Annotated in this window: 6 protein-coding genes; all 6 read left to right on the plus strand. The window is 45.8% G+C overall.

The features are described 5' to 3' along the window. Positions 1-166 precede the first annotated feature (166 nt). The 6 genes from DWZ67_RS07135 to DWZ67_RS07160 all read left to right on the plus strand — a co-directional run bounded on the left by DWZ67_RS07135 (position 167) and on the right by DWZ67_RS07160 (position 12,732). The gene (locus DWZ67_RS07135) at positions 167-1,972 is read left to right on the plus strand and encodes an AMP-dependent synthetase/ligase (protein WP_009037703.1); all 1,806 of its coding nucleotides are present in this window, start codon (positions 167-169) and stop codon (positions 1,970-1,972) included. 946 nt (positions 1,973-2,918) lie between these two features. Beyond that, on the plus strand, positions 2,919-6,038 hold the full coding sequence (locus DWZ67_RS07140) for a SusC/RagA family TonB-linked outer membrane protein (RefSeq protein WP_009037704.1): 3,120 nt from the start codon (positions 2,919-2,921) through the stop codon (positions 6,036-6,038). A 14-nt stretch (positions 6,039-6,052) separates the two neighbouring features. Then, positions 6,053-7,633 (plus strand): SusD/RagB family nutrient-binding outer membrane lipoprotein, encoded by a 1,581-nt coding sequence (locus DWZ67_RS07145; protein WP_009037705.1) that lies wholly within the window; start codon positions 6,053-6,055, stop codon positions 7,631-7,633. A gap of 126 nt (positions 7,634-7,759) precedes the next feature. Further along, positions 7,760-8,845 carry a M57 family metalloprotease gene (locus tag DWZ67_RS07150; protein ID WP_227741064.1) on the plus strand — a complete coding sequence of 362 codons (1,086 nt, stop codon included), beginning with the start codon at positions 7,760-7,762 and terminating at the stop codon, positions 8,843-8,845. Positions 8,846-9,043: 198 nt separating this feature from the next. Beyond that, complete coding sequence (locus DWZ67_RS07155) at positions 9,044-11,494, plus strand: glycoside hydrolase family 9 protein (protein WP_009037708.1); 2,451 nt, start codon at positions 9,044-9,046, stop codon at positions 11,492-11,494. An 11-nt stretch (positions 11,495-11,505) separates the two neighbouring features. Continuing rightward, on the plus strand, positions 11,506-12,732 hold the full coding sequence (locus tag DWZ67_RS07160) for a DUF5009 domain-containing protein (protein WP_009037709.1): 1,227 nt from the start codon (positions 11,506-11,508) through the stop codon (positions 12,730-12,732). The last annotated feature ends 2 nt before the right edge of the window (positions 12,733-12,734 follow it).

The following is a 12,734-nucleotide window of genomic DNA, read 5'->3' on the forward strand; positions in this document are numbered from 1 at the left end:
AATATATTTCTATTGTTTTAATGGTAAAGAAAGTATCTTTTGTGGATAATTTGCTAACGGATGGTCGGATACTTTAAAGGTAAAGTTTGAATAATTACCCGCTAATATCAAATTAGTTTCAAATGAAACCACTACCTTTGTACCGTATTTACCAATATCAAAAGTTATGACTTATCATCATTTATCTGTCCTGGTGCATCGCCAGGCAGAGAAGTATGGAGACAAAATAGCCCTGAAATACAGGGACTATGAAACTGCACAATGGATACCCATCTCTTGGAAAGAGTTCTCACAGACTGTACGCCGGACTGCCAATGCAATGGTGGCTTTGGGAATAGAGCCACAAGAGAATATCGGTATCTTCTCGCAGAATAAACCCGAATGTCTCTTTACTGATTTCGGTGCATTCGCCAACCGGGCGGTGACTATACCTTTGTATGCTACCAGCTCACCGGCCCAGGCACAGTATATCATCAACGATGCACAGATACGTTATCTGTTTGTAGGCGAGCAGTTCCAGTACGATGCCGCTTTCAGCGTGTTCGGATTTTGCCAGTCTCTGCAGCAGCTCATCATCTTCGACCGTGCTGTGGTGAAAGATCCGCGCGACATGACTTCCATCTATTTTGATGAATTTATGGCAATGGATGAAGAGTTGCAGCACAATGCCATTGTAGAAGAACGTACAGCAGCTGCCTCAGATGATGACCTCGCCAATATCCTTTATACTTCCGGTACTACCGGTGAGCCGAAAGGTGTCATGCTCCATCATTTCAATTATAGAGAGGCTTTCCGCATTCATGATATCCGATTGCCTTTCATGACAGACCGGGATGTTTCCATGAACTTCCTTCCGCTGACCCATGTATTCGAAAAGGCATGGACCTACCTTTGTATACACCGGGGGGTGCAGGTCTGCATCAATCTCCGTCCACAAGATATCCAAACTACTATTAAAGAGATACGCCCTACACTGATGTGCAGTGTACCCCGTTTTTGGGAGAAAGTCTATGCCGGTGTGCAGGAGAAGATTTCCCAGGAAACCGGTCTGCGTAAAGCGATGATGTTGGATGCCATCAAGGTGGGCAGGACGCATAACATTGATTATTTGCGCCAAGGAAAGACTCCTCCGATGATGCTTCATCTGAAATACAAGTTCTACGAAAAGACCATTTATGCTCTGCTGAAGAAGACGATAGGTATTGAGAACGGTAATTTCTTCCCTACGGCAGGTGCTGCTGTGCCCGATGAAATCTGCGAGTTTGTGCATTCTGTAGGTATAAACATGGTGGTGGGCTATGGTCTGACGGAATCTACGGCTACCGTTTCCTGCTTCCTCAACGAAGGCTATGAGATTGGTTCCGTAGGTACGGTGATGCCTGATGTGGAGGTGAAGATTGGCGAGAACAACGAGATACTTCTTCGTGGTAAGACTATCACTACCGGCTATTACAAGAAACCGGAGGCAACGGCTGCTGCCATCGACCGTAACGGTTGGTTCCACACGGGTGATGCCGGTTATTTGAAGGATAGCCATCTGTATCTGACGGAGCGTATCAAAGACTTGTTCAAGACCTCCAACGGAAAATACATTTCGCCGCAGGCATTGGAAACGAAGCTGGCTATTGACCGTTACATTGACCAGATTGCTGTCATTGCCGATGAGCGTAAGTTTGTTTCCGCTTTGATAGTTCCCGTTTATGGCTTTGTGAAGGATTATGCCAAGGAGAAAGGCATTGCATACAACAATATGGATGAGTTACTGCAACATTCCAAGATACAAGCGTTGTTCCGTGCCCGTATCGATACCTTGCAGCAACAGTTCGCCCATTACGAGCAAGTGAAGCGCTTCACGCTCCTGACCGAACCGTTCAGCATGGAGCGTGGCGAGCTGACGAACACGCTGAAGCTGAAACGCTCTGTAGTGGCAAAGAACTACAAGGGGCTGATTGACAAGATGTACGAGGAATAGATTTCCATTTGTTTGTTTTTGAACCGTCCGACTTGGAGTGAATTATTTTCATTCCGGGCCGGACGGTTTGTTTTATGTATGGACTTGCCCTTGGCAGATAGGACTCTCGAGTATGTGCACGTTAGTTAGGCTTAAAAAAACAGCCTGGTAGATAAATGGGGATTTATCATTTCAAAACAGCTTCTTCAAAGATAAAGGGGAAGAACCGTCTGTCATCTGTCACGGGATTCAAGCACGTAGTCCGGAACGCTCCCCTTGTTCAGTCCGTCTTTCCCCGTTGCTTTATCCCTCAAACGCTTGGTGTCTGTCCCCGAAACAGCCTTTGTTCATTGTCGGCTCACTCGGGTGAACAAATCAGCTCACTATGGTGAACAACTCCGTTCACTATAGTGAACGAATCAGACCACTATAGTGAGCCGCTCAGAAACTCAAAGCCTCTATAAGACAAAGAAGCGGACACAACAAGAGAAAGAAGGGGACGAGACAAGAGAAAGCAAGGGAACGGGACAGACCGAACACCGGTGAGGGCAAAATTTGCCCTCACCCTTTTTATTTGCCCTCACTCACCCATGTAATGCCGATGAACAGGGCGGTTCGGGAAGTGAGTGAGGGCGGTGAGGGCAACATTAAGAAAATCGTATTAGTTTTTCCTTCTTCTTCCGAACCCGATTAACTTTTATTAGCAAAGAAACTTCTGTTTCTCGATAGGGTTGCGGTTCTCTACCCGGTTTTATATACGAAGCTTAAAAAGAAATCTGCAGAATAAGAGACATTTTAATAAGCTCGAGTATTAACCGTAACATTCTAATAGCCTATGTAGCATACAAAAAGAAACAAATGAGATTGACATTCAACCCTGCTTGTCAATCGGAAAGACAGACCCCATCAGAATCTGTTTATTAACTTAACACATTTAATCTAATATTTATTTTCCGAAAAACAGCTTATGAAAAAAAGAATTATGCTGACCTTGGTTTGCCTGCTGGCAGCCATCGGTTGGGTAGCAGCCCAGAATTCCCCCATTACCGGTATCGTTATTTCAGCTGAGGACAATGAACCGATTATCGGAGCTTCCGTATTGGTAAAAGGAAGCACTACCGGAGCCGTAACAGATTTAGACGGCAAATTCACTATTACAGATGCGCCCGCAGGTGCGAAAATCCTGCAAGTGTCTTTCGTAGGTATGATAACACAAGAAGTTCCCATCACTCCGGGGACGATAAGAGTCACATTAAAGAATGATGCCAAGCTGCTGGATGAAGTGGTGGTAACGGCATTGGGTATCGCAAAGAAAGAAAAATCACTGACTTACTCTACCCAGGTGGTAAACGGTGATGAACTGGCACGCGTGAAAGACCCCAATATGATGAACGCATTGGCCGGTAAGACGGCAGGTGTGCAGATTAATAAGAGTTCTTCCGGTTTGGGAGGTTCTTCTAAAGTGATTATCCGTGGTAACCGTTCTGTAAGCGGAAGTAACCAGCCGTTGTATGTGATAGACGGTGTACCGTTCGGTTCATCTGCCAACGAAAATACCTCAACTACTATCGGCGGAGACAACGACAGTGGTAACTACGACCGTGGCGACGGTATTTCCAATCTGAATCCCGATGATATTGAGAGCATGAACATATTGAAAGGCCCTGCCGCTGCTGCACTTTACGGTAGTTCGGCTGCCAATGGTGTGGTGATTATTACCACTAAGAAGGGCAAGGAAGGACGCGCCAGTATTACTTTCAATTCAAGTACGACGATTGATAATGCGGCTTATGGCATTCCCGAGTTTCAAAACCATTATACAGGTACCGGCCAAAGTTGGGGTAGTGAAATCAACGGTAGTCCCGATTATGCCGACGAGTTCTTCAGAACCGGTGTAACTACCATCAACTCCCTTTCTTTGAGCATGGGTTCGCAGGCTATGCAGACTTATTTCTCGTATGCCAATACCGTAGGAAAGGGTGTGGTAGAAAACAATCGTCTGATGAAGCATAACTTCAACTTCCGCGAAACTGCCAATTTCTTGAATAACAAGTTGACTATTGATGCTAATATTAATGGTATGTACCAGCGTGGTAACAACCGTGTAACTTCCGGCGGTTACTATATGAATCCTCTGGTAGGTCTTTATCACTTCCCACGTGGTGGAGTAGAAGGGGGCAAAGACTTCTACTACTATAAAGAGAACTATCAGGTACTTAATCCGTCTCGTAATATGATGGATCAAGCTTGGTATCAGAACGCCAGTGTAGGTGCAGGCGACTTTGAGCAGAATCCCTATTGGTTGATTAACAAAGCTCCTAACGAGGATACCCGTTATCGTGCCATGTTTAATTTGAGTGTAAAGTATCAGTTTAACAAACTCTTTAGCCTGCAAGCCCGTGGTAGTGCAGACTTTATCAACGACAAGAATGAGACACACATGTATGCCGGTACCAGCTCTATCTTGGCGGGTCTGAACGCCCAGCAGACGGGTTCCAATGGCCGTTATATCTATGGCGAAAGCAGTGAACTGACCACTTATGGTGATATTCTGTTTACTTATCAGCAACAATTCGAGAAGTTTAGTGTGAACGCATCAGTCGGCGCCAGTATAAATGACTATACCGGCAGAGGTACGGGATTTGACTCCTATCCGGGTACGCTTTCCATTCCGAATGTATTTGTAATAGGTAATGTGGATGTGAACGGAGGTCTTCCGAGCGATTGGAAGACTCACACGCAGTCGCAATCAGTATTCTTCACCGGACAGGTAGGCTTTATGGACCAACTTTACCTAGATGTCACTGCTCGTAATGATTGGACTTCCACACTTGCATTCACTAAATACAAGAACAAAGGTTTCTTCTATCCGTCGGTAGGTGTGACTTGGTTGCTCAACGAAACGCTGAAACTACCCGAATGGATTGACTTGGGTAAAATTCGTGGTGCATGGTCGCAAGTGGGTAACGGATTGAGTTCTTATATTTCTCATCCACTCAATTCTATTAGCAAAAATGGTAATGTAAACTTTAATACTACTGCCCCGTTTGACGAACTGAAACCGGAAAGAACTACTTCTATAGAATTCGGTACGGAATGGCGCTTCTTCAATAGCCGTTTGGAGTTTGACTTTACCTATTATAAGACAAGTACCAAGGATCAGCTTTTCAATCTGCCGGCTCCTACCGGTTCTTCTTATGCGCGTTATTATGTCAATGCCGGTGAAATCCAAAACAAGGGTGTGGAAATTGTGCTGAATGCCACTCCGGTGATGACTAAGGATTTCCGTTGGAAAACAGGTGTGAACTTTGCCACCAACAAGAATGAAGCAATCAAACTGGTGGATGAACTTGACCGTTTTATGTTCAACGGTGGTGAAAGTAATAATGTATGGAGCTATCTGGAAGTGGGCGGCTCGTTCGGTGATATTTATGGTACTACGTTTGTACGCGATGACAATGGCAAGATTCAGTATGAGAAGAAAGAAGTGGAAATTGACGGAACGAAAGAGACCATGACTATTCCAATGGTCAATAAGGATCCCGTGAAGCTGGGCAATTCCAGTCCTGACTTCAATTTGGGATGGAGCAACACCATCACTTGGAAGGACTTTTCTCTTTACTTCTTGATTGATGGACGGTTTGGCGGTGATGTGATGTCATTGACAGAAGCTGACTTGGATCAACAAGGTGTAAGCAAGACATCGGGTGATGCCCGTGACCGTGGGTACATTATGTTGGAAGGAACCCGCATCGACGGTGGAAAAAACAACCGGAATATTCAGGAATTCTACAATGTGGTGGGCGGACGTGCCGGTGTGACAGAACACTATATGTATGATGCTACCAACATCCGTCTGCGCGAATTGTCACTCTCTTACTCATTGCCGCAAGCACTGCTTGCCAAAACCGGCTTCATCAAAGGGCTACAAATTTCTTTGATAGGGCGCAATCTGTTCTTCTTCAAGAATAATGCTCCTTACGACCCGGACGGTCTGATGTCTACCAGCAATCGTTTGCAAGGTGTCGATGTATTCGGTATGCCGACTAATCGCTCGTTTGGTTTCAACTTGAAGGTTAACTTTTAAATGATTTAGCAAATATGAAGAAATTTATAAAATATACAGGTATTGCTTTTTTAGCAGCCTCTTTCCTTACTGCTTGTACGGGAGCTTTTGAAGATATGAATACAGATCCCAAAGGGGTTACAGACGAAGAACTGAAACAGGACGGTAATTATATAGGTGCTCATTTTGTACCTATGATGAAGTCGGTTTATTACAATACCAGCGGTGGAAACTGGGAATTCCAGTTGACGCAGAACTTGCACGCCGACATGTTTTCCGGCTATATGTCAAGTATCAATCCCTTTAATGGCAATGTCAATAATATGACTTATTCCATGAATGCCGGTTGGAACGATTACTGCTGGGATTATGCTTATAATACGGTCATGTCGGAATGCCTGAAGGCACAGAAAAAATGTGCGGAAGACCCGGATACCTATGCTCACTTCAATGCCATCAGTACCATTATCCGCGTGCTTGCCATGTCGCGTACGGCTGACCAATACGGTTGCATCATCTATTCCGAATATGGCAAGTCGGCCACCGGAGGTAAATACGATGCTGGTGATGTGGTCTATAAGGCTTTCTTTAAGGAATTGAAAGAGGCTGCAGATGTATTGCGTGACGCTCTGACGAAATCAGTGGTAGGTTTTGGTGCCTTCGACCTTGCCTATGGTGGAGACCTTGCCAAGTGGGCCAAGCTGTGCAACTCTTTGCGTCTTCGTTTAGCTATGCGTGTAGTGAAGTTTGATGCCGTTTGGGCGCAGACAGAAGCTGAAGCTGCCATGAGCGATTCTAATGGTCTGATTGAAACCAACGATGGCAACCTCAAATTCTCTGGTAAAGGCTATACTAATCCGTTGACAACTTTGGTTGCATGGGGCGATTGCAGTTTGAATGCGAATATGACTTCTATCTTGGGCGGTATGAACGATGCTCGTTTGAAGCTGATGGCCAATGAAATAGATGGTAAAGTCGTTGGTTTTAGAACAGGTGTTGATATTCCGGGTGGTTTTAAAGACGTGGCTTTTGGCAAGGTAAGTTCGCCTGCTACAAAAATTGATGAAACGATTCCTTTGGTTACTGCCAGTGAAACGCTTTTACTGGAGGCCGAGGCTGCTTTGCGTGGTTGGAACGTTAACGGCAAAGGAACCGCAAAAAGCCTTTATGAAAGAGGGGTACAGACTTCGTTCGAACAATGGGGAGCAGTTATTGGAAACTACCTTGAAGGTGAAACTCCTGCAACTGACCATAACGATAATTTGTTGCCGACAGCTTCTACAAAAGCTGTCAGCAAGGTGACAGCCAAGTGGAACGATGCTTTGAGCAACGAAGAGAAGTTTGCCAAGATTGCCACACAGCGCTGGATTGCTATCTTCCCCGAAGGTATCAACGGTTGGGCCGATTATCGTCGTACAGGTTATCCTAAGCTTTTCAAGAACGACGTTAACTATAGTCAAGGAGAGATTGACACGGATTTGGGACCTCGTCGTCTGCCTTTCACATTGGCTGAGAAAACTACTAATCCCGACTATGCGGATGCGGTTTCCAAATTGGGTGGTCCTGATAATGCGGGTACTCGTGTATTTTGGGATATAGATAAACCGAACTTCTAGGCTAATCGTATCATAGATAAAAGAGTTCTGGAAAAAATAATCTTTGATAAATGAAAATAGGGAGAAGTCTGAGATATGTTTCTCATACTTCTCCTTATACAATATTTGATATTATACTTGATTTTTATGAATGCAAAATATATTCGGAACAGTTTATTCATATTGTGCTATTCAATGTTTTTAGCATTAACAAGTGCTTGTGATAATGGATTAGAAGCAGTTAGCTTTGAAAAACAAAAGCCACAACGACCCGCCTCTATCGGAGATGATATGTGCATAATCCAATCACTTGGATTTGATACTTTAGATGTAGTAAAACTAAAATCAGGATATCTGATTCAAGGTGATATATATATAGAAAAAAGTAAACTTGTTGCTTATGGTCAGCCACAAACAAGACAAGCTTATCATACTACCGGTTTAATTGGTCACCCCAAACAAAGAGCGATTACCGTTGGTGTTGATAGCTCGATACCTGCATCAGGTGTAGATGATTGGCGAGATGAAATACAGGAAGCCATCAATCTGTGGAATCCTCTGAGTAACCTTAAAATGACTTATACTACAGCTGCTAATCCGGATATACTTATCCGTAGTGATGCCAGCACTCCTTTACCGAACAATGCTATTGCGGCAGGCTCTTGGCCTATGAACGGAAAACCAGGTCCCTCTATTTGGATAAATTTGGATTATGATTATAACAAAACCATTCCAAGACTTCAGAAGATATACAATATGGTGCATGAGTTGGGACATTGCTTTGGTTTAAGACATACAAATTGGAAATCAAGGAATGAATCTAACGCTTATGACATTTATGGAACGCCTGATTCTGATTCCTATTCTGTGATGAATGGAGGAACTGCCGAATATCAATGGTCTGGGTTTAGTGAGGGAGACAAGAAAGCTATTGAATATTTGTATCCATCTACTTTTACTGCAGATTTTGTGGGTTATCCTCAAGAAGTGAAGCATTGGGGAGTTGATGTACATAGGTTGAGCGTTCGAGGCAGTCATCCGATTGTTGGTTATGAAAATTGGAATACGTCTGGTGGGTGGATTGTCCGTGTTAATGATGATTCAGCGGATATTGTTTTTGGAAGCCCATATACTTCTGGTGTCTCTGTTCGTGTTACGACTATTTATGGAGAAAAGTATTCCTTGAAAAGGGAGTATATAGATCAAATTACTAGATTAACACGTGTTGAATAATAAAATGTCTTATGGAAATCGAAGATGATGTTTGGGCCTTAAATAATCTCTTTGAAGATTATTAACTAATAAGCAATACATTAACATTAGGATTTGTGTTTTTTTGTTGGTCTTTGATTATAAAAATATTTTTTGCTCAATATAGTTAACAGTTGATTTTAATTTTCTCAATAGTCTGATTTAATCTTAAAATATATCATGAAGAAACTCATTAAACCTCTCTGCTTGTTGACCGGTCTGCTTTGTGCCCCGGCCGTTTTGCTTCATGCCCAGGTAGATGAAAAGTTGAAAGCCGACATCGTCAGTACGGGCTACGTGCACAGTCCGTTACCGCTCGACGAGACAAAGGCTTTCGAAACATTCGGCTTGAAAAAGAAAGTGTTGGAAACCGTGATGCTGTGTGATATGGAGGATTTCTCCAAATGGTCGCACAAGGGCATCGGTAAGATTGGTTTGACTGACGAACGGAGTAAGTCCGGCAAGTACAGTCTGCGTCTGGAAGCTCCCGCCCATCCGGAGAAGATTCTCGGCTGGGGGTTGGGACGCGGCACTTGCATGGCCTCTTATGATATAGGAGGCGCGGACTGGGAAGGTTACAACCGTCTGAAGTTCTATATCTATCCCACGTGCGAAGGAGCACGCAGCATCTACCTCAACCTTTATGTGGAGAATGACGGAGAAATAAAAGTACCCGACATTTACGGTCGGGAAGGCTACCACGAAATCAATCTGAAGAATAACCAATGGAACGAATGCTTCGTCGAGATGTCTGGACTGGCGCGCGACAAGGTAACCAAGATTTCATTTGCCATCGAAGTGTTCGGCAAAGAACGTACTATGGGTGACTCTCTTCGCTTCGATGTAGATGCCGTGGAACTTCAGAAGGTGGAGAACCCGGAAACCGTGAAAGGCTGGATGCCTGCACAGAACCGCATCATCTTCTCTACTACCGGTTATAGTATAGAGAGCCCCAAGAGCGCCATTGTCAATGTGGAAAAGCACGGCGGACAGTTCCAGTTGAAGGATGCCGCTACGCAGGCCATTGTTTATACCGGTCCCGTTCGTAAGGAAAAGACCGGCCTGGGAGAGTTCGAGACGATAGACTTCTCGGACTTCAAGACACAAGGCCGTTACGTCATTCAGGTAGGGGATGTCACCACCTTGCCTTTCTATATCCATCAGGATGTGTGGGATGATTCTGCCTGGCGTATGGTGAACTTCCTGTTCTGCGAGCGTTGCGGTTATCCCGTTCCCGGAAAGCACGGGGCTTGTCATAATGACCTGCATGCCACTTACAACGGACATATCATTCCTATAAACGGAGGATGGCACGATGCCGCCGATATGTCCCAACAGACCTTACAGACGGGAGAGATAGCCTATTCCTTGCTCTTGATGGCCGAACGTGCCAAAGAAAAAGGCAATGTAGACTTGTACAACCGCCTGATGGAAGAGGCTTTGTGGGGAATGGACTATGTGATGAAGACCCGTCTGGGCGATGGCTACCGTGCACAGACATGGGGCACCAACCTATGGACCGACGGTAAGGTGGGCACCGACGATGATGCCGGTCGCCGCGAACTGCTTGTCCATAACGGAGCTTTGGAGAATTTCCTGCTTGCAGGAATTGAAGCGTATGCCTCCATGATGGTTGAGAAGGATGAAGCCCTCAGGAGCAATCTGAAAAAGATTGCAAAGGAAGACTTCGGTTATGCCATGAAACGCTTTAATGAGTTGGGCTTTGCCGAACTGATAAAGAAGGGTGGGGGACATGCCGCCATGGCATCCGAAAGCCAGTATCACGCCAATATTTCATGGGCAGCCAGCATGCTCTACAAGCTGACCGGCGAACAGCAGTATGCCGATGAGGCCGTGAAGGCTATCCGCTACACCTTGCAGTGCCAGCGCACCGAACCGCTGAAAGACAAAGACAAGACCTGCGGCTTCTTCTACCGTGATTTGGCCAGGAAGTCCATTGTACACTATACCCACCAGTCTCGCGACTATGCCTATATGGAAGCCCTTGCCGCCCTTTGCGAGACACAGTCCGGCCATGCCGAGTATGAGCAGTGGATTCGTGCCATGAAACTCTATGGCGGTTATCTGAAGAATATCATGAAGTATGTATATCCTTATGGAATGGTGCCCAGTGGCATCTATCACAAAGATGAAGTGAAGGATTCCGCCAACTTCTATGCCGTTCAGGTAGGGATTCGCAGCGGTGCCGATAAGGATTTTGAGGAACAGCTCGAAAACGGTATCCGTCTGGATAAAGAGCATTATTTGCGCATATTCCCCGTCTGGTTCTCGTTTAAGGGAAATATTGCCGTACATTTGTCTACCGGTAAAGCTGCCGCTATCTGTGCCAGGGTACTGAAGGACAAGGAACTGAAAGACATTGCAGAACAGCAGCTCTTCTGGGTTGTAGGCCGGAATCCTTTCGGGCAGTCCATGATTTATGGGGAAGGCAGCAACTATCCGCAGCTCTACACGGCATTGCCCGGAGAAACGGTGGGAGAGATACCCGTAGGCATGCAGTCCTATTTCAATGAGGACGCGCCCTATTGGCCACAGTTCAATACGGCTACTTATAAAGAGGTGTGGGGCTCTTCGGCAGCCAGATGGCTGATGTTGGTTTCTGAATTCTAAAGCAAGATGATATGAGTGACAAGACTGTTTATTCACGGCGCAACCTGGCCATCGACATGCTGAGGGCATTGACCATGTTCATCATGATTTTCGTCAATGACTTCTGGAAAGTGCATGACGTACCCCATTGGCTGGAACATGCCGTCTATGGTGAGGATTTTATGGGACTGGCGGATATTGTATTCCCCTGCTTTTTGTTTGCAGTGGGAATGTCCATACCTTACGCCATTGAGCGCAGATATGCCAAGGGCTTCTCGGCAGAGTCCACCTTGGGGCATATCCTTTCCCGCACCTTTGCCTTGCTGGTGATGGGGGCGTTTATAACGAACTCGGAGTTCCGGCTTTCACCGGAAGCTCCCTATCCGATAGGAGTATACTGGTTCCTGATGGCCATAGGCTTTATCGGTGTGTGGAACCAATATCCGAAACCGGCTTCCGGCACTCAGAAGAACCTTTTCCGTGCTTTTAAAATAATCGGAGTATTGGTTCTCCTTTACCTTGCCTTCACGTTCCGCAATCCGCAGGGAGGTGTATTCGGTGCCTATTGGGGAATATTGGGCTCCATCGGCTGGACCTATCTGGTATGTGCCGTAATCTATATCTTCAGCCGTGACCGGTTGCAGTATCTGCTGCCTGCCTGGGGTGCCTTTATCCTGATATGCCTGCTGGGTACGCCTTTGCGCGAGGGCTTTGGTGGTGAGGCTATCCTTGCCTTTCCCGAACGCAACTTCTATCAGGGCATGTTGTCCATCCTGCATATCGGCAACGGGGCTTTGCCCGCATTTACAATGGGAGGTGTCATCCTTTCCATTCTCAGCGCCCGCTATGCCGGCAAGGGTGACGGCTGGAAACTCCGCAATGGGCTGACGGTTGCCGTTCTGCTTCTGCTGGTCGGAATTGGGACACACCATTTCTGGATTGTGGCCAAGATGGGTGGTACTCCTCCCTGGGTGTTCTATGTGACTGCCATTTCCGTGGGGCTCTACACACTGCTCGGCTATCTGGTCAGCCATCAGGTCACAGGTTGGTTCAACCTGATACGCCCTGCCGGAACGGCTACGCTGACCACTTATCTGGTGCCTTATGTCTTCTATGGCTTTGCTGATGTGACCGGTGTTGTCCTGCCGGACTGGTTCACACATGGATTCATGGGGCTGGTCAACTGCCTTTGTTTTGCCTTTGTGGTAATCGGCGTTACGTGGGTGATGGAAAAACTGCATGTTAAACTTAAAATTTAGAT

The sequence above is a fragment of the Bacteroides sp. AF34-31BH genome (assembly GCF_003602795.1).
In the GTDB taxonomy this organism is placed as follows: Bacteria; Bacteroidota; Bacteroidia; order Bacteroidales; family Bacteroidaceae; genus Bacteroides; species Bacteroides uniformis.